General features: G+C 71.7%; 21 protein-coding genes. 10 read left to right on the forward strand and 11 right to left on the reverse strand.

Features of this window, described 5'->3' with window-relative positions:
* Positions 1–510, forward strand: coding sequence for a 2'-5' RNA ligase family protein (locus tag FHS29_RS16045; protein ID WP_184691433.1), 510 nt, complete (start codon positions 1–3; stop codon positions 508–510).
* Here the strand turns inward: FHS29_RS16045 and FHS29_RS16050 are convergent.
* Positions 459–1,202, reverse strand: coding sequence for an alpha/beta fold hydrolase (locus FHS29_RS16050; RefSeq protein ID WP_184691434.1), 744 nt, complete (start codon positions 1,200–1,202; stop codon positions 459–461). The two genes, FHS29_RS16045 and FHS29_RS16050, sit on opposite strands and share 52 nt — an antisense overlap.
* 17 nt (positions 1,203–1,219) lie before the next feature.
* On the opposite strand from FHS29_RS16050, the gene FHS29_RS16055 reads away from it, so the two are divergent.
* From FHS29_RS16055 to FHS29_RS16065, 3 genes are all read left to right on the forward strand, one after another.
* Positions 1,220–2,695, forward strand: coding sequence for a M1 family metallopeptidase (locus tag FHS29_RS16055; protein ID WP_184691435.1), 1,476 nt, complete (start codon positions 1,220–1,222; stop codon positions 2,693–2,695).
* Positions 2,696–2,734: 39 nt separating this feature from the next.
* Positions 2,735–3,046 (forward strand): antibiotic biosynthesis monooxygenase family protein, encoded by a 312-nt coding sequence (locus FHS29_RS16060; RefSeq protein ID WP_184691436.1) that lies wholly within the window; start codon positions 2,735–2,737, stop codon positions 3,044–3,046.
* A 157-nt stretch (positions 3,047–3,203) separates the two neighbouring features.
* Complete coding sequence (locus FHS29_RS16065; RefSeq protein ID WP_246440406.1) at positions 3,204–3,989, forward strand: SIR2 family NAD-dependent protein deacylase; 786 nt, start codon at positions 3,204–3,206, stop codon at positions 3,987–3,989.
* Here FHS29_RS16065 and FHS29_RS16070 read toward each other — a convergent pair.
* Positions 3,961–4,932 carry an endonuclease/exonuclease/phosphatase family protein gene (locus FHS29_RS16070; RefSeq protein WP_184691437.1) on the reverse strand — a complete coding sequence of 324 codons (972 nt, stop codon included), beginning with the start codon at positions 4,930–4,932 and terminating at the stop codon, positions 3,961–3,963. The genes FHS29_RS16065 and FHS29_RS16070 overlap by 29 nt on opposite strands.
* Positions 4,933–4,950: 18 nt before the next feature.
* Between FHS29_RS16070 and pcp the strand changes: the two genes are divergently transcribed.
* On the forward strand, positions 4,951–5,580 hold the full coding sequence (pcp, locus tag FHS29_RS16075) for a pyroglutamyl-peptidase I (protein WP_184691438.1): 630 nt from the start codon (positions 4,951–4,953) through the stop codon (positions 5,578–5,580).
* A 92-nt stretch (positions 5,581–5,672) separates the two neighbouring features.
* On the opposite strand, the gene FHS29_RS16080 is transcribed toward pcp, so the two are convergent.
* Positions 5,673–8,231, reverse strand: a complete 2,559-nt coding sequence (locus FHS29_RS16080; protein ID WP_184691439.1) for an ATP-dependent Clp protease ATP-binding subunit — start codon at positions 8,229–8,231, stop codon at positions 5,673–5,675.
* Positions 8,232–8,557: 326 nt separating this feature from the next.
* On the opposite strand from FHS29_RS16080, the gene FHS29_RS16085 reads away from it, so the two are divergent.
* Positions 8,558–9,367: a (2Fe-2S)-binding protein gene (locus FHS29_RS16085; RefSeq protein WP_184691440.1), complete on the forward strand. Its 810-nt coding sequence runs from the start codon at positions 8,558–8,560 to the stop codon at positions 9,365–9,367.
* A 294-nt stretch (positions 9,368–9,661) separates the two neighbouring features.
* On the opposite strand, the gene FHS29_RS16090 is transcribed toward FHS29_RS16085, so the two are convergent.
* Together FHS29_RS16090 and lysS are read right to left on the reverse strand one after the other, a co-directional pair.
* A complete protein-coding gene (locus FHS29_RS16090) occupies positions 9,662–10,009 on the reverse strand; it encodes a histone-like nucleoid-structuring protein Lsr2 (protein WP_184691441.1) in 348 nt (115 codons plus the stop codon).
* Positions 10,010–10,125: 116 nt separating this feature from the next.
* Positions 10,126–11,637, reverse strand: a complete 1,512-nt coding sequence (gene lysS, locus FHS29_RS16095; protein ID WP_184691442.1) for a lysine--tRNA ligase — start codon at positions 11,635–11,637, stop codon at positions 10,126–10,128.
* A 50-nt stretch (positions 11,638–11,687) separates the two neighbouring features.
* Between lysS and FHS29_RS16100 the strand changes: the two genes are divergently transcribed.
* The gene (locus tag FHS29_RS16100; protein ID WP_184691443.1) at positions 11,688–12,452 is read left to right on the forward strand and encodes a class I SAM-dependent methyltransferase; all 765 of its coding nucleotides are present in this window, start codon (positions 11,688–11,690) and stop codon (positions 12,450–12,452) included.
* Positions 12,453–13,007: 555 nt separating this feature from the next.
* On the opposite strand, the gene FHS29_RS16105 is transcribed toward FHS29_RS16100, so the two are convergent.
* The 5 genes from FHS29_RS16105 to FHS29_RS16125 form a co-directional block, all read right to left on the reverse strand.
* Entirely contained in the window at positions 13,008–13,793 is a 786-nt protein-coding gene (locus tag FHS29_RS16105) for a type III pantothenate kinase (RefSeq protein ID WP_184691444.1), read from the reverse strand.
* 86 nt (positions 13,794–13,879) lie between these two features.
* Complete coding sequence (gene panD, locus FHS29_RS16110; protein WP_184691445.1) at positions 13,880–14,380, reverse strand: aspartate 1-decarboxylase; 501 nt, start codon at positions 14,378–14,380, stop codon at positions 13,880–13,882.
* An 11-nt stretch (positions 14,381–14,391) separates the two neighbouring features.
* Positions 14,392–15,282: a pantoate--beta-alanine ligase gene (gene panC / locus FHS29_RS16115; RefSeq protein WP_184691446.1), complete on the reverse strand. Its 891-nt coding sequence runs from the start codon at positions 15,280–15,282 to the stop codon at positions 14,392–14,394.
* Positions 15,279–16,172: a Rossmann-like and DUF2520 domain-containing protein gene (locus tag FHS29_RS16120; protein WP_184691447.1), complete on the reverse strand. Its 894-nt coding sequence runs from the start codon at positions 16,170–16,172 to the stop codon at positions 15,279–15,281. The genes panC and FHS29_RS16120 overlap by 4 nt, the downstream gene beginning before the upstream one ends.
* Before the next feature lie 86 nt (positions 16,173–16,258).
* Positions 16,259–17,431 carry a PrsW family intramembrane metalloprotease gene (locus FHS29_RS16125; RefSeq protein ID WP_184691448.1) on the reverse strand — a complete coding sequence of 391 codons (1,173 nt, stop codon included), beginning with the start codon at positions 17,429–17,431 and terminating at the stop codon, positions 16,259–16,261.
* Positions 17,432–17,461: 30 nt separating this feature from the next.
* On the opposite strand from FHS29_RS16125, the gene FHS29_RS16130 reads away from it, so the two are divergent.
* The 3 genes from FHS29_RS16130 to FHS29_RS16140 all read left to right on the forward strand — a co-directional run bounded on the left by FHS29_RS16130 (position 17,462) and on the right by FHS29_RS16140 (position 20,204).
* Complete coding sequence (locus tag FHS29_RS16130) at positions 17,462–18,370, forward strand: SAM-dependent methyltransferase (protein WP_184691449.1); 909 nt, start codon at positions 17,462–17,464, stop codon at positions 18,368–18,370.
* A gap of 140 nt (positions 18,371–18,510) precedes the next feature.
* Positions 18,511–18,957, forward strand: coding sequence for a DUF1203 domain-containing protein (locus tag FHS29_RS16135; RefSeq protein ID WP_184691450.1), 447 nt, complete (start codon positions 18,511–18,513; stop codon positions 18,955–18,957).
* Positions 18,958–19,130: 173 nt separating this feature from the next.
* Positions 19,131–20,204, forward strand: a complete 1,074-nt coding sequence (locus tag FHS29_RS16140) for an NADH-quinone oxidoreductase subunit D (protein WP_184691451.1) — start codon at positions 19,131–19,133, stop codon at positions 20,202–20,204.
* A gap of 1 nt (position 20,205) precedes the next feature.
* Here FHS29_RS16140 and FHS29_RS16145 read toward each other — a convergent pair whose 3' ends face one another.
* Positions 20,206–22,158 (reverse strand): DUF6779 domain-containing protein, encoded by a 1,953-nt coding sequence (locus FHS29_RS16145; protein ID WP_184691452.1) that lies wholly within the window; start codon positions 22,156–22,158, stop codon positions 20,206–20,208.
* Between the last annotated feature and the right edge of the window lie 3 nt (positions 22,159–22,161).

Here is a 22,161-nt window from a genome sequence, read left to right on the forward strand (position 1 = left end):
GTGCACGCGCTGGTGGTGTTCTTCGACGCCGAGGCCGACGCGAAGATCCGCGACCTGTGGCGGAAGGTCGGCGCGACGTTCGAGTACCCACCGCACCTGACCTACGCCGTCGCGGGCACCATCGGGCCGAAGGTGCGGGCCGAGCTGCGCGAGGACCTGTCCCGGCTGTGGCTGCCCGACCTGTGGCTGCACACCCTCGGCGTGTTCGCCACCACGGAGAACGTGCTCCAGCTCGGTGCGGTGGTGGACAGCGAGCTGCTGGCCGTGCACTCGGCCATCCACGACGTGCTGGCGGGTCGGGTGAAGAACCCCAACGCGTACTACCTGCCGGGCAACTGGGTGCCGCACTGCACGCTGCTGCACGGCGTGGCGGACGACGAGATCGTGCGCGCGTTCACCGCCCTGCACCCGGTGGAGCCGATCCGCGCCAAGGTCCGCGAGATGTCCATCGTGGACACTCAGACGGCGGGGATCGACCCGCTCAGGAAGGCCTCCACCGCGCCCCGGTAGACCTCCGGGGCCTCCTCGTGCACGACGTGCCCCGACTCGGGCACCAGCAGGTGCCGGCCGCCGGTACGCCGCGCGACCTCCGCCATCTGACCCGGCCGCAGCCCGCCGCGTCCCGCCTCGACGGTCAGCGTCGGGCACCGGATGGCGTCCACGAAGTCCCAGTAGGACCGCTCGCCCCACTCGGCCGCGATCTCGTACAGGTCCTCCAGCCGCGCGATGAGGTGGTAGCCGTCCGCGCGTTCCTCGAACATCTCCTCGGCCCTGGGCACCCGCACCACGGACCGGACGTGCGCGAGCGACTCGAACACCGGCCACGACTCGAAGTACCACTTCCAGTCGTCCACCGTCCGGCCCCGGTTGTCCGGCACCACGTCCTCCGCCACCACGGCCCGCACCAGGTCCGGCCGGGACGCGGCGAGCGCCCACGCGTGCAGGCCGCCCATCGAGTGCCCGATCACCACCGCGGGCCCGGCGTCGAGCCGTTCGAGGACCTCGGCGGCGTCCGCGACGAAGTCCTCCGTCCGGTACGGCCCGCGCCGCGGGTTCCGGCCGTGGCCCCGCGCGTCGGTGGCCACCACCCGGCCGTACGGCTTGAGCCACTGCGCGACCGTCCACCACGTGGTGGCTCGGCTCATCAGGCCGTGCAGCAGCAGGATCGGCTGCCCGGATCCCCCGAACTCCGCAACGCTCATACGTGCATCATGTCGACATGGCAATCAGCCCCAAGGCCCGCCCTTACCTGCTCGTCGCGGCACTCGTGCTGGTGGTCGCCGGGGTGCTGGTCGCCGAGCTGCCCGGCGCACCGGGGCCGCAGCCGCAGGACGTGCCCGCCGCGAGCGGCACTCCCCCGGTGGTCGACGCGGAGGGCGGTGACGGCGCGGGCGACCCGTACTACCCGCAGGACGGCAACACCGGCTACGACGTCGGCGGCTACGACGTGGCCGTCAGCTACGACCCGGCGACCCGCAAGCTGGACGGGAAAGCGCTGATCACGGCAACCGCGACGGCCGACCTCAGCCGGTTCAACCTGGACCTGTACAAGTTGGAGGCGTCCGAGGTGGCCGTCGGCGACGAGCGGGCCGCGTTCAGCCAGGAGGGCGAGCACGAGCTGGTCGTCACGCCGGCGAAGCCGCTGCGCAAGGACGAGCAGTTCACCGTGTCCGTGACCTACGGCGGTGAGCCGACCATGTTCGAGGACCGGGCGCTGGGGCGCAGCGGCTGGCAGATCTCCGCGTCCGGCGGTGCGTTCGCGGCGGGTGAACCGCACTCGGCGACCACCTGGTTCCCGGCCAACGACACGCCGCGCGACAAGGCGTCGTTCAAGCTGTCGGCCCGCGTGCCGGACGGTTGGTCGGTGGTGTCCAACGGGGTGGAGGAAGGCAGCACCCAGGCCGACGGGTGGACCACGTTCCGGTGGAACGCCGAGCAGCCCATGGCGACCTACCTGGCCACGGTGGCGATCGACAAGTGGACGGTCGACCGCTCGACCCTGCCCGACGGCACCCCGGTGGTGAACGCCTACGCGCCCGGTGCGCTGGGTGCCCGTGCGGACCAGCAGCGGCTGCCGGAGATCCTGGCGTTCCTGTCCGCGAAGTACGGCCCTTACCCGTTCCGGTCGGCGGGCGGCATCTTCCTGGCCGACAACATCGGCTTCTCCCTGGAGACCCAGACCCGCCCGATCTACGCGGGGTGGGCCGACCTGGAGACCGTGGTGCACGAGAACGCGCACCAGTGGTTCGGCGACTCGGTGAGCCTGCGGTCCTGGGCCGACATCTGCCTCAACGAGTGCTTCGCCAGCTACGCGCAATGGCAGTGGGCCGAGGCGAAGGAAGGCGTCAACCTCGACGACCGCTACCGCTCGGAGGTCGAGCGCACCGACGACTCCGGCGGCTACTGGAACCGCAAGCTGTACGACATGGGCCGGGGCAACGAGTTCCGCGGCGTGTACGACAAGGGCCAGCTCGCGGTGCACGCCCTGCGCCGGCAGATCGGCGACGAGTCGTTCGACAAGGTGCTGCAGACCTGGACCGCCCGGAACCGGGACGGGAACGCGTCGTGGCCGGAGTTCGAGGCGCACGTCGAGCAGGTGTCGGGGCAGGACCTGGACGGCTTCTTCGCGGCCTGGTTCCGGGGCGACGAACTCCCATCCGACCAGTACCTGTGGCCCGGCCCGCTCCGGCGCTAGCGGACCGGCGGCGGGCCCGGCCCTGCTAACGTCGGTGGCATGGCGGTTGTGAAGATCAACGCGATCCACGTTCCCGACGGTTCCGGCCCGGAGCTGGAGAAGCGGTTCGCCAAGCGGCTCGGAGCGGTGGACTCGTCGCCCGGGTTCCTGGGCTTCCAGCTGCTCCGGCCGGTCGCGGGCGACGACCGGTACTTCGTGGTCACGCACTGGGAGACCGACGAGGACTTCCAGAACTGGCTGGGCAGCGGGGCGCGCGAGGCGCACTCGGGCGAGCGGGCCAAGCCCGTGGGCACCGGCTCCGACCTGCTGGAGTTCGAGGTCGTGCTCAGCTCCGACCCGAAGCGTGACTGACCCGGACACCACCGAGCAGGACCGACCGGACGCACGTCCCGACCGAGCGCGCCCTGAGCACGCGAGCCAGGGCCACGCGACTCCCGATCACGCGGCTCGCGATCACACGGCTCCCGACGACGCGGGCCGGGACGACGCGGCTGTCGACCACGCGGGGCTGGAGCGAGCGGCCGAGCTGATCGCGGGCGCGGAGGCGGTGCTGGTGTGCGCGGGCGCCGGGATGGGCGTCGACTCGGGGCTGCCGGACTTCCGGGGCGACCACGGGTTCTGGCAGGCGTACCCGCCCTACGCGCGGCTGGGGCTGCGGTTCGCCGAACTCGCCGACCCGGTGCACTTCGTGGAGGACCCGTCCCTCGCCTGGGGCTTCTACGGCCACCGCCTGGACCTCTACCGGACCACCCGGCCGCACGCGGGCTTCGACGTACTGCGGTCCTGGGGCGCGCGGGTGTTCACGTCGAACGTGGACGGGCAGTTCCAGCGCGCCGGGCTCGCGGACGTCGCCGAGGTGCACGGGTCGATCCACCGCCTCCAGTGCGTCGAGCCGTGCACGGACGACGTGTGGCCCGCCGACGACCTCGCGGTCACCGTCGACCCGGAGACCATGCGCGCCACCGGACCGCTGCCGTCGTGCCGCAACTGCGGCGGCCTGGCGCGGCCGAACATCCTCATGTTCGGCGACTGGTCGTGGATCGCCGGTCCGAGTCAGCGGGCGTTGGACGAGCTCACGGCGTGGCGGCGCACCGTGCGCGGCCTGGTGGTGCTCGAACTGGGCGCCGGGCTGGCGGTGCCGACCGTGCGGCGGCAGGCGGAGCTGGCCAGTGCCGCGTCCGGGGCGCTGATCAGGATCAACCCGCGCGAGCCGGAGGTGCGGCACGGGCGCGGGGTGGCACTGCGGATGGGCGCCCTGGCGGCGCTCACGGAGCTGGCACGACGAACTGCGTGACGATCGCCCGGTGGTCGCTGCCGGGGATGTCGATCACCTGGAACGTGTCCACCGGGCACCGGTTGTCCACCAGGACGTGGTCGATGACGACCGGCGGCGGCCACACCGCGCCGGACGGCCACGTCGGGTCCAGCCCCGCGCCGACCTGGTCGGCGGCGTCCACGTAGCCCTGGTTGAGCAGCCGGCGCAGGCCCACGTGGTCGAGCGTGGCGTTGAAGTCGCCCGCCAGCACCCGGAACGGACCGTTCAGGTCGCGTTGCGGCAGGCCCGCCATGTCCCGCTGCCAGGTCTCCGGGCCGTCCGGCACGACCGGCGGCAGCGGGTGGACGGACACCACCTCCAGGTCCTCGCCGGGCAGGTCCACCAACGCGCCCGCCTGGCGCAACGTGCTCGGCGCGGCGAGGTCGCGCGCGGTCAGCGGGTAGCGCGAGGCGATCCCCGACCCCGAAGCGCCCGGCTCGGCCAGGAACACCCGGTGCGGCAGCACCTCGTCCAGGCCGGCGCGTTCGAAGTCGCGGACCATCGCCGGCGTCAGCTCCTGGAGCGCCAGCACGTCCACCTCGTGCGCCCGCACCGCCTCCACGACGGCCTCCGCCTCGGCTCGTCCCACCAGCAGGTTCGCCGCCATGACCCGGACCTGCTGGCCCACCCCGATCGGTCGCGAGTCGGGGAACGCGCGCGGCGCGACCGCCGCCACCAGCACCAGCGCGACCAGCAACGTCACGGTGCCGACCAGCCACCGGCGCAGCAGCAGGGCGATCGCGCCCAACAGCACGCCGACCGCCGTGACGTAGGGCACCAGGGCGGTGGTGGCCACCATGTGCCGGGTGCCGTCGATGCCCAGCAGTCGGAGTGCGGCGGCCACGACGAACGCTGTGGTGGCGATCACCAGCAGGAACGTCGCGGCCTTGCTCCTCGGACGGCGTTCCTCGATGTCGGCCACGACAACTAGTCTGCCCGAGTGAAAGTGGTGCTGACGGGCTTCGAGCCGTTCGGGGGCGAGGACACCAATCCCTCCTGGGATGCGGTGCGGGCGGTGACGCCTCAGGGGTACCGGCTGGTGACGGCCGAGCTGCCGTGCGAGTTCGGGGCGTCGGTGGGGGCGGTGCGCGAGCTGGTGACGCGGCACTCCCCCGACGTGGTGATCTGCGTGGGGCAGGCGGGCGGGCGGGACGCGGTGACCCCGGAGCGCGTGGCGATCAACCTGGACGACGCGCGGATCCCGGACAACGCCGGCCACCAGCCGATCGACGTCCCGGTGGTGGACGGCGGTCCGGCGGCGTACTTCACCACGCTGCCCGTGAAGGCGTGCGTGTCGGCTCTGCGCTCGGCCGACATCCCGGCGGCCGTGTCGCACACGGCGGGGACGTTCGTGTGCAACCACGTGTTCTACGGGCTGATGCACCTGGTCGCGACCGAGTTCGAGGGCGTCCGCGCCGGTTTCGTGCACATCCCCTACGCGCCGGAACAGGGGCACACGGACGCGCCCAGCCTGGAGACGGCCACCGTGACGCGCGCCTTGGACCTGATCATCCGCACCACGATCACCCGGACGGACGACCTGCACACCACGGGCGGCACGCTGCACTGAGCAGGGGGATACGCGCGGAAACGCCCCCTGGATGTTCCCAGGGGGCGCTTGCGCTGTCTCAGCAGACCGTCAGGCCGCAGCCGTCAGACCTGTCAGGCCGACTCGGCGTCCGACTCGCCGGTGTCGCCACCGGACGAGGCGGCGAGGTCGACCGGCGGGGCGTCGGGGACGTTCAGCGGCTTCGATTCGCCCCGGAAGACGAAGCGGGCCTTGTCGTCCGACTCGGTCTCGCCGTCCCAGCCCTCGACGTCGGTGATGATGATCTGGCCCGGCTGGATCTCGCCGAACAGGATCTTCTCCGACAGCTGGTCCTCGATCTCGCGCTGGATGGTCCGGCGCAGCGGACGGGCACCGAGCACCGGGTCGAAGCCGCGCTTGGCGAGCAGCTTCTTCGCGCGGTCGGTCAGCTCGATCGCCATGTCCTTGTTCTTCAGCTGCGTCTCGACGCGGGCGATCATCAGGTCCACCATCTTGATGATCTCGTCCTGCGTGAGCTGGTGGAACACGATGATGTCGTCGATGCGGTTGAGGAACTCCGGGCGGAAGTGCTTCTTCAGCTCGTCGTTGACCTTGTTCTTCATCCGCTCGTAGTTCGACGCGGTGTCCTGGCCGGAGGTGAAGCCCAGGCCCACGGCCTTGGAGATGTCCGACGTGCCCAGGTTGGAGGTGAAGATGATGACGGTGTTCTTGAAGTCCACCGTCCGGCCCTGGCCGTCGGTCAGCCGGCCGTCCTCCAGCACCTGGAGCAGCGTGTTGTACACCTCCTGGTGCGCCTTCTCGATCTCGTCGAACAGCACCACGGAGAACGGCTTGCGGCGCACCTTCTCGGTGAGCTGGCCGCCCTCTTCGTAGCCGACGTAGCCGGGAGGGGCACCGAACAGCCGGGACGCGGTGTACCGGTCGTGGAACTCGCCCATGTCGATCTGGATGAGCGCGTCGTCCTCGCCGAACAGGAAGTTCGCCAGGGCCTTGGACAGCTCGGTCTTGCCGACGCCGGACGGGCCCGCGAAGATGAACGACCCGGAGGGGCGCTTCGGGTCCTTCAGGCCGGCCCGGGTGCGGCGGATCGCCTGCGACACGGCCTTGACCGCGTCGACCTGGCCGATGATCCGCTTGTGCAGCTCGTCCTCCATGCGGAGCAGACGGGTGGTCTCCTCCTCGGTGAGCTTGAACACCGGGATGCCGGTCCAGTTCGCCAGCACCTCGGCGATCTGCTCGTCGTCCACCTCGGCGACGACGTCGAGGTCGCCGTCCTTCCACTGCTTCTCCCGCTCGGCCTTCTGGCCCAGCAGCTGCTTCTCGGAGTCGCGCAGCTTGGCGGCCCGCTCGAAGTCCTGCGCGTCGATCGCGGATTCCTTCTCGCGACGCACGTCGGCGATCTTCTCGTCGAACTCGCGCAGGTCCGGCGGGGCGGTCATCCGGCGGATGCGCATCCGGGCGCCCGCCTCGTCGATCAGGTCGATCGCCTTGTCCGGCAGGAACCGGTCGTTGATGTACCGGTCGGCCAGCGTGGCGGCCGCGACCAGCGCCGAGTCGGTGATCGAGACGCGGTGGTGCGCCTCGTACCGGTCGCGCAGACCCTTGAGGATCTCGATGGTGTGCTCCAGGGACGGCTCGCCGACCTGGATCGGCTGGAACCGGCGCTCCAGGGCGGGGTCCTTCTCGACGTACTTGCGGTACTCGTCGAGCGTGGTCGCGCCGATGGTCTGGAGCTCGCCGCGGGCCAGCATGGGCTTGAGGATCGAGGCCGCGTCGATCGCGCCCTCGGCCGCGCCCGCGCCCACCAACGTGTGAATCTCGTCGATGAACAGGATGATGTCGCCGCGGGTGCGGATCTCCTTGAGCACCTTCTTCAGGCGCTCCTCGAAGTCACCGCGGTAACGCGAGCCCGCCACCAGCGAGCCCAGGTCCAGGGTGTAGAGCTGCTTGTCCTTGAGCGTCTCGGGCACCTCGCCCTTGACCACCATCTGCGCCAGGCCTTCGACGACGGCGGTCTTGCCGACGCCGGGCTCGCCGATGAGGACCGGGTTGTTCTTGGTGCGGCGGGACAGCACCTGCATGACCCGCTCGATCTCCTTGGTGCGCCCGATCACCGGGTCGAGCTTGCCCTCCCGCGCGCTGGCGGTCAGGTTGCGCCCGAACTGGTCGAGGACCAGGGACGAGGACGGGGTGCCCTCACCGCGGCCGCCGGACTCGGCGGGCTCCTTGCCCCCGGAGTAGCCGGACAGCAGCTGGAGCACCTGCTGGCGGACGCGGTTGAGGTCCGCGCCCAGCTTGACCAGGACCTGCGCGGCGACACCCTCGCCCTCGCGGATCAGGCCGAGCAGGATGTGCTCCGTGCCGATGTAGTTGTGCCCGAGCTGGAGCGCTTCGCGCAAAGACAGCTCGAGCACCTTCTTGGCGCGCGGGGTGAAGGGGATGTGGCCGGACGGGGCCTGCTGCCCCTGGCCGATGATCTCCTCGACCTGCTGGCGGACGCCCTCCAGCGCGATCCCCAACGACTCCAGCGCCTTGGCGGCGACACCTTCACCCTCGTGGATCAAGCCCAGGAGGATGTGCTCGGTGCCGATGTAGTTGTGGTTGAGCATCCTGGCCTCTTCCTGGGCCAGGACAACCACCCGCCTCGCGCGGTCGGTGAACCTTTCGAACATTCGCACTCCCTGACTGCTGCGCCGGCGGTCCTCGGGCTCGCCACTGGCATACCGTGGAGAGCGCGGCACCGTGGGACCACTGTAGTCGTCAGCCCCGACACTCTCAGTTCCCGTTCGCGTGCAGTCACCTTCGGGGATCTCTGACATCGGTACCAACGCGTGATCTGCCTGGCAGATTCCACGGATCGGGCGATGTCCGCTGAGCGCGAACACCCGGCCGCCCCGGCGACACGCAGCGTGACCGGCGTCACCGCACGACCCCGACTCCGGTGAACCTCGATAAGGTTAGGCATACCTCATCCGAACCCACCCGAGGACCTTCTGACATGACCGTACCGGCGAGGGCAGTCGTGCGCGACGCGTGCACGCCGATCGCCGGATCCGTCACTCGGGCGGACGCACTCACCCAATGGTGTGAGATCCGGTTCGGCCTTCCGGTCGGCGCGGCGGACCGGGGCTGGGTGGTCGCGGAGACCCTGCTCGCCGAGCCGAGCGGGTTCGACACCTGGCGGGAGACCCTCGCCGGGTGGCTGCGGGCCCAGTACGGCGACGCGCCGGACCGCACCACCGGCGGCTACGTGATGAGCTGGTACCTCAGCGCGGTCGGGATGCTCGGCGGCACCCTGTTCCACCTGGCGCGTCGCGTCCCGTCGCTGCGCCCCTCGGACGTGGCGATCCGCATCGCGGGCGAGGACCGCCCGCACGTGATCGGCCTGGCGCTGCTCGCCGACGACTTCGCGTGCCTGCCCGACGACCCGGAGGCCGACCACCCGGCGGCTGCCGCGGTGGCCGACGACCACGCGCTGGCCGCTCTGCTGCGAGCCCGGTTCGCCGCCCACGCGACCCGGTTCGTGGCGTCCTTCGGGCCGACCGTCCGGCTGGGCAGGCGCCAGCTGTGGGCCGCCGCCACCGACGCGCTGGACAGCGCCGCCTGGACCGCCGGGCAGCTCCGCGGCGACGAGGCGGCGGGCGCGGCCGACTCGGCGCTGCTGCTGCCGGACCGGCTCGACCCGTTCACGTCGGCGTCGACGCTGCGCGCCGCGGAATCCGGTTGGACCCGCCGCCGGGAAAGCTGCTGCTTCCACTTCGCCCTGCCCGGCGCGGAAGCCTGCGCCACCTGTCCGCGCGTCTGCTGAGCGAAGAAACCGGCGTCCGCCGCGCCCGCGCTGGACCGTTCGGCCCCTTCCGCCGGCCGTTGACCCGAGCGATCCGCGGTGTCGTCGAGATCGTTGCGAACTTCACCTTCCGGTGGACCGCAAGATCACGTCGGAGATCACTTCCGGTGGCCCCGTGCGCACCGATCGGTTGCCCAAAACAACCGAGGCCGGGAAACTGCGACCGGGCACAACCAAGGGGCGCCGGTCGAAACCGGCACCCCTTCGTCGATTGACGTAATGGCCGTGGCCTGCGCCACGCGATGAGCCATCGGCTCAGCCCTGCTGGTGGTAGGCCTCCAGCACCTCGGCAGGGATGCGCCCACGATCGGACACCTTCATCCCCTGCTTGCGGGCCCACTCCCGAATCGCCTGGTTCTGCTCGCGATCGGCCGATGCCGGACGTGCCGCCTTCACGCCGGCCGGGCGGCCCGGACCGCGCTTGCGGCCGCCCGCCTTGCGAGCGCTGGCGACGAAGTCGGCGAGTGCATCGCGGAGCCTGCCCGCATTGCCCGAAGAAAGGTCGATCTCGTAGGACACACCGTCCAAACCGAAGCCGACCGTCTCCTCTGCCTTCCCGCCGTCCAGGTCATCGACCAGGGTCACGGTGACCTTCTGCGCCATGCGTTTCCTCCTGGACTCCGAATGCGCGGTTGTTCCCCGACCGCGACCAAAGCATTGTCGAGTGCAGGTTAGCGCACAAGTACCGCAATGCGCAGACCGGAGTCCGAGAAGTTACTTCATTCAGGGCGCACGAGGGGGAACAGGATCGTCTCCCGGATACCGAGACCGGTGATGGCCATCAGCAGTCGGTCGATGCCCATTCCGACACCACCGGTCGGTGGCATTCCGTACTCCAGCGATCGCAGAAAGTCTTCGTCCACCGGCATCGCCTCGACGTCGCCGGCGGCACTCAACCGCGCCTGGGCTTCCAGCCGCTCCCGCTCCACCACCGGGTCGACCAGTTCCGAGTATCCCGTGCCCAACTCGAATCCGCGCACGTACAGGTCCCACTTTTCGGCCACGCCCGGCCGGCTGCGGTGCTGACGGGTCAGCGGGGAGGTCTCGACCGGGAAATCCCGGACAAACGTGGGCGCGTACAGCCGTCCCCCGACCAGGTGCTCCCACAGCTCCTCGACGAGCTTGCCGTGGCCGAACTTCGGGTCGGTCTCCAGACCCGCCTTGTCCGCGAGCTTGCGGAGGTGCTCGGCCGGTGTCCCGGGCGTGACCTCCTCGCCGACGGCCTCGGACAGCGACTCGTACATGCCCAGCGTGGTCCACTCGCCGCCGAGGTCGTACTCCTCGCCGTCGGCCAGCGTCACCACGTGCGAACCGGTGACCGCCATCGCGGCCTCCTGCACCAGCTCGCGGGTCAGCACGGCGTTGGTCTCGTAGGTGGCGTACGCCTCGTAGTACTCCAGCATGGAGAACTCGGGCGAATGGGACGAGTCCATGCCTTCGTTGCGGAAGTTGCGGTTGATCTCGAAGACCTTCTCGATACCCCCGACCACGCACCGCTTGAGGTACAGCTCGGGAGCGATCCTCAGGAACAGGTCGATGTCCAGGGCGTTGGAGTGGGTGACGAACGGGCGGGCCGTCGCACCACCCTGCAACGTCTGCAACATCGGGGTCTCGACTTCGATGAATCCGCGCCGGTGGAAGGAGTCCCGCAACGACCGCACCACGGCGGCCCGGTTGCGCACCGTGTTGCGGGCCTGGTCACGGACGATGAGATCGACGTACCGCTGCCGAATGCGGGTTTCCTCGGCCAGTTCCTTGTGTGCCACCGGAAGCGGCCGAAGGGCCTTCGCGGCCAGCCGCCACTCCTGCGCCATCACGGAGAGTTCACCACGCCGCGAGGTGATGACCTCGCCGCGCACGAATACGTGGTCGCCCAAGTCGACGTCGGACTTCCATTCCGCCAGCCCCTGCTCGCCCACCCCGTTCAGGCTCAGCATGGCCTGGAGTTCGGTGCCGTCGCCTTCGCGCAGCGTCGCGAAGCACAACTTCCCGGTGTTGCGGATGAACATCACGCGTCCGGTGACACCGACGACCTGCCCGGTCGAGACATCGGGTTCGAGCCCCTGGTGCGCCTCGCGGACCTCACGCAACGTGTGCGTGCGAGGCAGTTCGACGGGATAGGGATCGACCCCGCGTTCCAGCAACCGCACCCGCTTCTCCCGGCGCACGCGCAGCTGCTCGGGAAGATCGTCGTCACTGGTCGCGGAAGGGTTCGCAGGCTGCTCACTCACGGGGGGAAGCGTACGGAAGAACCGTTCGGGGATTCGAACGGGTTCTCACTATGGTGGGGACGGTGACGAGTGATGACTTGAGTGCTCGCCGGGCGAACTCCTTCGGGCCCCACGCCCACACCTACGCCGAACACCGCCCGGACTACCCGGCAGCGGCCGTCCGCTGGGCACTGGCCCCGCTGGGACCGGGCCACCACCGCGTCCTGGACCTGGGTGCGGGCACCGGCAAGCTCACCGGCGTGCTCGTCGCGGAAGGCCACCAGGTCACCGCGGTGGAGCCGGACGAGTCGATGCTCTCGGAACTGGTGCGCAGGCACGGCGGCGTCCGGGCCCTGCCCGGGACAGCGGAACGCATCCCCGTCCCCGACGGCACGGTGGACGCAGTGGTGGTGGGCCAGGCGTTCCACTGGTTCGACCCGACCAGGTCCATGCCCGAGATCGCCCGCGTGCTGCGGCCCGGCGGAGTGCTCGCGGGCCTGTGGAACAACATCGACGCCACCGTCCCCTGGGCAGCCGAGTTCGACCGGATCATCCAGTCCTCCGCCAGCACACCCAGCACCCCGACCTACGCGATGCCGGACCACACCCTGTTCAGGGACACGGAAACCGACGAGTTCCCCCACACCCACCGGAGGACGGCGGAAACCCTGGTAATCACCATCGGCACCCACTCGCACACCCTGGTCATCCCCAAGGAAGAACGAGACCAACTCCTACAACGAACACTGACCTTCCTCCACACCAACCCACCAACCGCCACCGGCGAGTTCGACCTACCACTCATCACCTACGTGGAACGCACCATCCGCACCTGACCCCCGCACACCCTCAACTCCTTCGCTCCGCCCTCACCACCGCGCTCCGCCTTCGCGCCCGAGACTCCCGCGCCTGTGCTCCCGCACTTCGCCTCGCGCCCTCGGCCCACGCGCCCAACCCTCGCCTCGGCCCACGCGCCCCGCGCGCATACCTCTGCCCTGCGTGTCATCCCCGTATGGCCTGCGCGCCAGCGAACCGCATGTGTCAAGGGCAGATCGGTCGCGCGACCACCGCACCCACATGATCGATCTGCCCTTGACGCATGTGGTTGTCTCCGACCAGGTCATACGGGGAGGACACGCAGACCCGCACCTCAAAGCTCGAAGAGCTTTGCGGGGCATCCTTGGCGGTCTGCCCGTCCGGCGAGGACGCCCTTACGCCCGTAGACCCCAAGCCACTGAAACCACCCCGAGGCCACGCTTCGCAAGCGTCCCCTCGACGTGAACGCCCCCGACACACACCCAACCACGCAGGTACGACAATCCCTGCCCCCTGCCCCCTGCCCCCCGGACTCCCGGACTCCCGGACTCCCGGACTCCCGGACTCCCGGACGATCACCGCATGTTGCGCTCAAACACCAGCCGCAACCCCAACAACGTCAAATCCGGCACATGCGCGTGGATCGTCGCCGATTCCGCTACCACCAACGGCGCCAGCCCACCCGTGGCGATCACCGCCACCGCCCCCGGCTCCGTCACCTGCAACTCGTCCACGATCCGCCGGACCAGCCCGTCCACCTGCCCCACGAACCCGTACACGATCCCGGACTGCAGGCACTCCACCGTGTTCTTCCCGATCACCGACCGGGGCCGGACCAGCTCCACCTTCCGCAACTGCGCGGCGCGGGCGGCCAGCGCGTCCACGGAGATCTCGATCCCGGGAGCCAACGCCCCGCCCAGGAACTCGCCCTTGGCCGAGATCACGTCCAGGTTCGTGGACGTACCGAAGTCCACCACCACACAAGCCGTGCTGTACAGGTGGTGCGCCGCCAGGGTGTTGATCACCCGGTCCGACCCGACCTCCTTGGGGTTGTCCACCAGCAGCGGCACCCCGGTCCGCACGCCGGGCTCGACGAGCACCTTCGGCACGGCCGAGTAGTACCGCCCCAGCATCACCCGCAGCTCGCGCAACACCGCCGGCACCGTGGACAGCGCCGAGATCCCGGTGATCTTGTCCGCGTACTCGCCCAGCAACCCGCGCATGGTCAGCGCGAGCTCGTCGGCGGTCATCCGCGCGTCGGTGCGCATCCGCCAGTCGCGGACCAGGTCAGCCCTGTCCCCGGTCCCGTCGTACAACCCCAGCACGATGTTTGTGTTGCCGACATCGATGGCGAGCAGCACGGAGTTCCCTCTCTCGTGGCCGATCCGAACCGGAGCCGGTCCGGACCGGAGCCGGTGCGACCGGCACGGCAGGCCGACCGACCGACTCAGTTCTCAGCTTGGATCAACGCGTCCAACGCCGTGGCGTCCTCGGTCTCCGACACCGTCTCCAGCACCGTCACCGACTCCAACCCGGACTCCACCACGGCCCCGCTCACCAACCCGGACCCCTCCGGCGCGTGCGCCGGGTCCGCGCCCAGCTCCACGACCTTGTTCTCCGCGTCCACGAACACGATCTTCGGCTCGTAAGCACGGGCCTCCGCGTCGTCCATCTGGCCGTACGCGATGAGGATCACCAGGTCACCGGGCTTCACCAGGTGCGCGGCGGCCCCGTTGATGCCGAGCACCCCCGTCCCCCGCTCACCGGGGATGACGTAGGTCTCCAGCCGGGCCCCGTTGGTCACGTCCACGATCGCCACCTGCTCGCCGGCGAGCAGGTCGGCGGCCTCCATCAGGTCCAGGTCCACCGTCACCGACCCCACGTAGTGCAGGTCGGCCTGGGTCACGGTGGCCCGGTGGATCTTCGACTTGAGCATGGTGCGGAACATCGCGGTCCCCCTCACTCGTCGCCGGTGCCGAGCAGCACGGCGGCGTTGTCGATCAGTCGGGTGGTGCCCACCCGTGCGGCGACGAGCAGCCGCGCGTCACCGTTCTCCGGTGCCGGCCCCAGGTCCGGCGCCCGCAGCTCCAGGTAGTCCAGCTCGACCCGGGGCTCGGCGGCCAGGGTCTCGGACGCGGCCTTCAGCACCGCCTCCGCCCCCCGCCCGCTCACGTGCGCACCCGCGACCAGCGCCGCCGACAGCGCCGTGGCCGCCGCGCGCTCGTCCTCCGACAAGTACCGGTTCCGCGAGGACAACGCCAACCCGTCCGCCTCGCGAACCGTCGGCACCCCCACCACGTCGACCGGGAAGTCCAGGTCCCGGGCCATCCGGTGGATCAACGTCAGCTGCTGGTAGTCCTTCTCCCCGAACACCGCGTACGTCGGCTGCACGATGTTGAACAGCTTCGACACCACGGTCAGCACCCCGGCGAAGTGCCCCGGCCGCGACGCGCCCTCCAACTCCTCCCCCAACGGCCCGGCCGACACCGTCACGGTCGACCCGGGCCGGTACATGTCCTCCACCGACGGCGCGAACACCAGCCCGACCCGCTCGGCCCGGCAGGTGTCCACATCGGACTCGAAGGTCCGCGGGTACCGGGAGAAGTCCTCCGACGGCCCGAACTGCGTCGGGTTGACGAAGATCGACACCACGACCACGGTGTTCTGCATGACGTGCGCTTCGCGGATCAGCTTCCGGTGACCCTCGTGCAGCGCGCCCATGGTGGGCACCAGCGCGATGTTGCGACCGGCGGCTCGCAGCGCGCGGACCACCCGCCGCAACCGGTCCGGGTCGCGGTGCACCGTGACGTCGTTGGGCACGTAGTCGTCTCTGGTCAGCGGCTTGGTCATCGGTCCTCAAGAGTGGTGCGGACGTCGGCGGCCGGTTCGGGCTTGAGCAGCCCGGCGGCCTGCGCGCGGTCGACGGTTCGGCGCGCGAGAACTCGGTACGGGGCAAGGGTGTCAGGCGCCTCGGCGGCCAGCACACGCAGGTGCTTGGCCACGGTCCCGGCGTCACCGCGCGCCACCGGCCCGGTCAGCGCCCGGTCACCGTGCCGCAGCACGTTGTCCAGCGCCGCCGACAGCAACGGCCCCAGCACGCGCTCCGCGTCGGCGATGCCCGACGACCGCAGCAGGTCCGCGCAGTCCGCGACCAGCGTGATCAGGTGGTTCGCCCCGTGCGCCAGCGCCGCGTGGTACAGCGGGCGGGCGGTCTCCGGGATGCGCACCGGCTCGGCGGACATCTCCACGACCAGCGCCTCGCCCACGTTCCAGGCGACGTCGTCGCCGTCCGCGGCGGTCACCCCGACCGAGCACGCGGTCATCCGCTCGACGTCCTCGGCACGTCCGGTGAAGGTCATCACCGGGTGCAGCGCGACGCACAGCGCCCCGACGGCCGCGGCGGGCTCCAGCACCGAGATGCCCTGCGCCCCGCTGGTGTGCACCACGATCTGCCCGGCCCGCAACGACCCGGTGGCGACCAGCCCGCGCACCAACCCGGCCAGCTCGTCGTCCGGCACGGCCAGCAGCACGAGGTCCGCGGAGGCGGCCACCTCGGGCGGCGACAGCACCGGCACGTCCGGCAGCAGCTCCTCGGCCCGGCGCAGGGACTCCCGCGAGACCGCGGACACCGCGCCGACGACGTGGCCCGCCCTGGTCAGGGCGGCGCCCAGCACCGAGCCCACCCGGCCCGCCGAGATCACTCCGACAGCCAGCCGCGCGGGGCGGGGGGTCGCGTCCATGCGACGTACTCCTTCAGTGCGTTCCAGTCCCGTGGCGGGTACCGGACGACGGCCGCGAGCGTAATCCGCGCCCGCCGGGACAGCCGTCAACTGCGACGAACACCACCCGCCGCCTTCAGCGCACCGGGCGCGTCGACAGCGGCTTGACGTGCGGTGATGAGGGCTTCGAGGAGCACGGAGTGGCGTTCGTCCGAGCCCGCCTCGGCGGTTCCGGACGCGATCCGGTGCCGCAGGAACGCCAGTTCGGTGGCCGCCACCTGGTACTCGGCGACGGCCCGCGCGGCCTGGTCGCCGACCTTGCGCCGCACCGCGCGCCGCCACCGCCGGCGGCCCTGCAACGACGCCAGCAGGGTGACCTCGCTGGACGCGATCCACCGCTGCGCGGCCATCCCCGGCAGCTGGCCCGCCACGATCCGCTGCTCGCGGCGGCGCTGCCAGATCACCAGCAGCACCATGCCGGCGAAGATCGGCACCATGATCAGGAAGTACAGGTTGATGAACGTCGACCCGGTGCCGACCGTGGTGGAGAAGTTCCACAGCGAGTGCAGCCCCGCCGCGCCCAGGTAGCCCAGCACCGGCGCGACCACCCGCAGCTTCCGGTTCGTGGTCATCGAGGCGATGCCGACCCCGATGCCGGTCATCGACGTGAACAGCGGGTGCGCGAACGGCGACAGCACCCCGCGCAGGATGAACAGCGCCACCACCCCGCTGGACAGGTCCCCCAGCCCGCTGTCCACGAACACCCGCGCGAAGTAGTAGATGTTCTCGGTGAACGCGAAGCCCGCGGCGGTCACGCCCGCGTAGACCATGCCATCCACCACGCCGTCGAACTCCTCGCGGCGGCGCAGGAACAGCACGATCACGAACGCCGCCTTGGTCGCCTCCTCCACGATCGGCGCACCGATCACCGCCGCGAACGTCGACCCGTCGCCGTTGATCAGCTCGCCCAGCACGTGCGCGGTCTGGTTGAACACCAGCGAGGTGATGGTCGCGCCGCACGCGCCCCAGGCGAACGCCAGCAGCAGGATCTTCGCCGGCTCCGGCTCCCACCGGTCCACCCACAGGAACGCGCCCAGCACCGCGGCCACCGGCACCAGCGCCGCCACCGCGCCGACCAGGATGGGGCCCGCGCCGATCTTGCTGGTGCCCAGCGCCAACAGCACCAGGCCGCACACGCCCAGCGCGATCAGGCCGACAACCGGCAGCAGGACGGTCCACCGGCGCTGGTTCGCGCGCTTGCGGGCAGGGGAGGCGGTCACAGTGTGCAACCTTAAAGGGACACTTGACTGGTGCGGGACTCGGAAACGGCGTGGCGCGGCGCTCTCTACGGCCCGGAGGGCTTCTTCAGCCGGGGCGCGGTTCCCGCCGACCACTTCCGGACCGCGCCGCTGATCGGCCCTGAACTGGCCGAAGCGCTCCTGGTGCTGCTCGATCGGGTGGACTTCGCCCTGGGGCGCCCGGCGCGGCTGGACTTCGTGGACGTCGGGGCGGGCGGCGGGGAGCTGTCCGCCGCCGTCCGCGCCCTGGCGCCCGGTCCGCTCGGCCGCCGCCTGCGGGTGACCGCCGTGGACATCGGACCGGAGCGGTCACTCCCGGGCGTCCGGTGGACCCGCGAGCTGCCGTCCCGGGTCGAGGGCCTGCTGATCGGCCACGAATGGCTGGACGCCATCCCGTGCCCGCTGGTGACCGGCCCGCACGACGACCCGTGGCTGGCCCGCTGGTGGCCGTTGGAACCCGGCTGGCGCGCGGAGGTCGGCGCTCCCCGCGACGCGGCCTGGGCGGACGCGGTGTCCCGGGTGCGCGGCGCGGCGCTGGCCGTGGACTACGGGCACCTGCGGGCGGACCGGGTGGCGGGCCGGTACCGCTCCGGGACGTTCGCCGCCTACCGCGACGGCCGACAGGTGACCCCGGTCTTCGACGGCTCGTGCGACCTGACCGCGCACGTGGCACTGGACGCCTGCGCCGAGGCGGCCGGCGGCGACCGGGTGCTGGTGTCGCAGCGGGACGCGCTGGCGGCGTTGGGCCTGACCGCGACCGCCGAGGGCACCGGCCTGGCGTGGCTGGAGTCGGCGGCCCGTGCGTCCCGCGTCGCCGAACTGCGGGCGGTCGGCGGCCTGGGTTCGTTCGGGTGGCTGTTGCACGGGGTCGGCGTCCCGGTGTCGGAACTGCTCCCCCCGCTGCCCGCCTGGCAACCCTGAACGGCTGCCCCGAACGGCTGCGCTGAACAGACCGCACCGAACGGCAGCACGGCTCCGGAGCGTCGAAGCGCCCAAGACGGTGCGCTGCCACGTCCGAAGACCGCCGGCTCACGCCCGTCCGGCCGCGCAGGCTTGGGCACATGAGGATTCACGCACTGCCCGTGGACGTGGTGGAACGGGCGAGGAAGCTGGCGGGCACGGACGAGTTCCACGAGCTGCGCGGGGAGTCGGTCGGCGCACCGCTGAGGTGTTGTCTGCGCAAGGCCGGGGTCGGGGAGCCGGTCGTGCTGTTCCGGTACTCGCCGACCGCCGGCCGGGGACCGTACGAGGAACTCGGGCCGGTGTTCGCGCACATGCTGCCGTGCGGCGGCCCGGACCAATCGCACGAACTGCCCGAGGCCCTGCGCCACTCGCCCCGCGCCCTCCGGGCGTACGGCGCGGACGGGCGGATCCACGACGGCGGCGTCGCCCGGCCCGAGGAGCTGACCGAGAAGATCGAGGAGTGGCTGAGCCACCCCGAGGTGACCGAGGTGCAGGTGCGCAGCGCGTCCCACGGGTGCTTCCTGTTCGCCGTCACCGCCGACTGACCACCGCGGCGACGGGCCGGTCGCCCGACGATCCAGCGGCCGGCCGGTCGTGGTCGGGAACCGGCCACGACCCACCGACTGTCCGCGGTCGGCACGGCCCACCGACTGTCCGCGGTCGGCACGGCCCACCGTCTGTCCGCGGTCGGCACGGACCGGCGTGCGAGCATGGCCCGGTGGAGATCACCGTTGGCGTCGGGGCCGGGGCGCGCCACCTGGGCGTGGACCGGGTGGTCGACCTCGGCCCCCTGCACCCGTCGACGCACGGCGCCTACCGCCTGCGCCTGACCGTCCGCGACGACGAGGTCATCACCGCCGCCGAGCCCCTGGTCGGCCACCTGCACCGGGGTGCGGAGAAGCTGTTCGAGGTCCGCGACTACCGGCAGGTGCTGACCCTGGCCAACCGGCACGACTGGCTGGCCGCGTTCTGCAACGAGCTGGCGGTCGCGCTCGCCGTGGAACGGATGACCGGCATGGACGTGCCGCCCCGCGCCCAGGCGCTGCGGGCGGTGCTGTGCGAGCTGAACCGGATCATGGCGCACCTGGTCTTCCTCACCCCGCTCACCGGCCAGGCCGCGGCACGCGGGCGGGAAGCCGTGCAGGCGGTGCTGGAGGAGGCGTCCGGCGGGCGGATCCACTTCATGTTCAACCGGATCGGCGGCCTGCGCGAGGACGTCCCGGCGGGCTGGACCGACCGCGTCCGCGCCGCACTATCCACAGTGGACATCGGTCCGGTGCCCGAGGGGCTGGCCGGGATCGGTGTGCTGCCGAGGGATGCCGCGCTGGCGTTCGGCGTCACCGGGCCGATCGGCCGGGCGTCCGGGGTGGACTTCGACCTGCGCCGGGACGACCCGCTGCCCGGCTACCGGGGGCTGGACGTGACCCCGGTGGTGCGGACGTCGGGCGACGCGCTGGCCCGCGTGCAGTGCCTGGTCGACGAGGTGCGGCAGTCCGTTCGGCTGGTGGGGCAGTGCCTGGACCGGCTGCCGGGCGGACCGGTCAACCTGCGGCTGCCCAAGGCGGTCAAGGCTCCCGAGGGGTCGGTGTACACGCGGGTGGAGGCGCCGCTGGGGACCTCCGGCGTGCACTTGGCGTCACGGGGCGAGAAGACGCCGTGGCGGCTCAAGCTGCGGACCCCGTCGTTCAACAACGTCCAGGCGCTGTCGGCCTTGCTGCCGGGGACCAAGGTGGACGACCTGCCCGCGGTGCTGGGTTCGTTCGCCGTGGTGGTCGGCGACATCGACAAGTAGGTCAGTCCTCGCCACGCCGCCGACGACGGCGCGGGGACTCACCCCCGCCGAACGCGGCCAGCAACTCGCTCACCGACTTGCCGTCCGCGTGCGCACCCGCGGGCTCGGCGGGTTCGGGCGCACCGCGCCGCCCCGCCGGCTGCTCCTCGGCCCTGCGTCGACCGCCGCCTTCGTCCGCCGCCCGCCGACCGGCCGCGAGTTCCGCCGACGACCGCCCGGCCGGCTCCGCGGACACCGGCAGGTACCCGCTCTGCTCGGCCGCCCGGTGACCCGCTCCGGCGGCCCGCGCACCTTCCGCCGCCACCGGCCGGTACCCACCGGTCTGCTCGGCCGCCCGCCGTCCGGTCTCCGCCCGGGCACCACCGGCCCGAGCAGCGCTCGACCTGGTGCCGGCGCCACCGGCCTGGTCCGCGTCCGTCCCGGCGTGGGAACCGCCGGCCTGGCTCGGGCTCGACCCGGTACGAACACCGCCGGCCTCGCCCGCACCGGACACCGGACGGAACCCGCCGGTCTCGTTCGCCCGCGAACCGACCTGGTCCACACCGGACACGGGGCGGAACCCACCCGTCTGGCTCGCCCGCGAACCCGCTTGGTCCACACCGGACACCGGACGGAACCCACCCGTCTGGGTCGCGGCGGGCACCGCACCGAACCCGGCGGCCTCACCCGACGGCACCGGCCGGTACCCGCCGGTCTGCTCGGCCGGCGACCCGCGGCGGGCAGCCTGGTCGGCCGCCAGCGCGTCACGGCTGATCATCTCGGTCCGCTCGGCGATCCGGCTGCGCCGCTGGATCGTGTGCTCGGTCCGGGACGGCTCGGACTTGCGCGCCGCCGCCTCGCGCACCGCGTCGACCCGCGCCGACTCGGCCCGCGCCGGGTCCACCCGCGCGGAGTCGGTGCGAGCCGACCCGCTGCGCGCGTGCGCGGCGTCGACCTGCGCGGCGTCCGCCCGAGCGGTGTCCTGCCGCGCCACCTGCACCTGCGGGGCCCCGCCCCGCGAAGGCTCCTGCCGCGACGCCTCGCCGCGCGAGGTACCGCCGCGTGGAGCTTCCGCCCGCGACACCTCGACCTGCGCGGCCTCCGCCCCGCGCGCGGCAGCGGCCGGCTCGGCCCGCCGGGCCGGTTCCGCCGGACGTGCGGCGGGGGTGGACGAACTCAGCCGACCGGCCAGGTCCGCCAGGTTGACGCGTTCGGTCGGCTCCGGACCGCCCGGCCGCACCACGACGGCGGGGCGCTGCTGGGTCGCCCGCGCCGGTTCCCGGCGGACGGGTTGCGCCGCCTCCCGGCGGGCCGGGTCGGGCCGGACGGGTTCGGGACGCCGAACCTGATCTTTGCGGGACGCCTCGTGCGAGACCCGCTCGATCAGCTCCGTCCGGTCCGCCGAGGGCTTCTCCACGGACTTCTTCACGGTCGTCTTGGCGGGCCCGGCGGTGATGATCCGCTGGTCGCTCACCGTCATCAGCCGGGACTGGTCGGACAGCGAGCGCATCCGGGTCGACTCGGCGCGCAGCGCCACCCGTTCGACCAGCACCTCGCCGCCGAGCAGGGCTTCCAGGTTCTCCCGCAACGCCCGCAGCTCGCCGCGCAGCGCCTCCAGGTCGTCCTTCGCCTCTTCCTGCACCCGCTTGCGGGTCTCCGCCTCGATCTCCAGCTCGTACTCGCGACGTGCCGCGACCTCGCGCTCCAGCTCCAGCTCGTACACCGACTGGAGGTCCGCGACCTCGTCCTCCCGGTCGGTGATCTGGCGCCGGTAGCGCGCGGCCAGGAACGCCCCGACCAGCGCGGCCCACAGGGCGGCGACCACGGCCAGTCTCAGCCAGCGGGCGTTGTCGCTCAGCACCAGCACCGCCGCGGCACCCAGTGCGAGCGCCAATGCTGCTACCAGCAGTAGTCGCCCGGAGCCACGACCGTGATCTTGCTGCTCGTCGTCCTGCGACGTGCCTCGCCCGGTCATGGC

Origin of the sequence: Saccharothrix tamanrassetensis, assembly GCF_014203665.1 — a bacterium.
In the GTDB taxonomy this organism is placed as follows: Bacteria; Actinomycetota; Actinomycetes; order Mycobacteriales; family Pseudonocardiaceae; genus Actinosynnema; species Actinosynnema tamanrassetense.

Bases quoted from the DNA above. Each gene is read 5' to 3' on its own strand.
- FHS29_RS16050 (WP_184691434.1), bottom strand. From the start codon at position 1,202: ATGAGCGTTGCGGAGTTCGGGGGATCCGGGCAGCCGATCCTGCTGCTG.
- FHS29_RS16055 (WP_184691435.1), top strand. From the start codon at position 1,220: ATGGCAATCAGCCCCAAGGCCCGCCCTTACCTGCTCGTCGCGGCACTC.
- FHS29_RS16060 (WP_184691436.1), top strand. From the start codon at position 2,735: ATGGCGGTTGTGAAGATCAACGCGATCCACGTTCCCGACGGTTCCGGC.
- FHS29_RS16080 (WP_184691439.1), bottom strand. From the start codon at position 8,231: ATGTTCGAAAGGTTCACCGACCGCGCGAGGCGGGTGGTTGTCCTGGCC.
- FHS29_RS16085 (WP_184691440.1), top strand. From the start codon at position 8,558: ATGACCGTACCGGCGAGGGCAGTCGTGCGCGACGCGTGCACGCCGATC.
- FHS29_RS16090 (WP_184691441.1), bottom strand. From the start codon at position 10,009: ATGGCGCAGAAGGTCACCGTGACCCTGGTCGATGACCTGGACGGCGGG.
- FHS29_RS16100 (WP_184691443.1), top strand. From the start codon at position 11,688: ATGGTGGGGACGGTGACGAGTGATGACTTGAGTGCTCGCCGGGCGAAC.
- panD (WP_184691445.1), bottom strand. From the start codon at position 14,380: ATGTTCCGCACCATGCTCAAGTCGAAGATCCACCGGGCCACCGTGACC.
- panC (WP_184691446.1), bottom strand. From the start codon at position 15,282: ATGACCAAGCCGCTGACCAGAGACGACTACGTGCCCAACGACGTCACG.
- FHS29_RS16120 (WP_184691447.1), bottom strand. From the start codon at position 16,172: ATGGACGCGACCCCCCGCCCCGCGCGGCTGGCTGTCGGAGTGATCTCG.
- FHS29_RS16135 (WP_184691450.1), top strand. From the start codon at position 18,511: ATGAGGATTCACGCACTGCCCGTGGACGTGGTGGAACGGGCGAGGAAG.
- FHS29_RS16145 (WP_184691452.1), bottom strand. From the start codon at position 22,158: ATGACCGGGCGAGGCACGTCGCAGGACGACGAGCAGCAAGATCACGGT.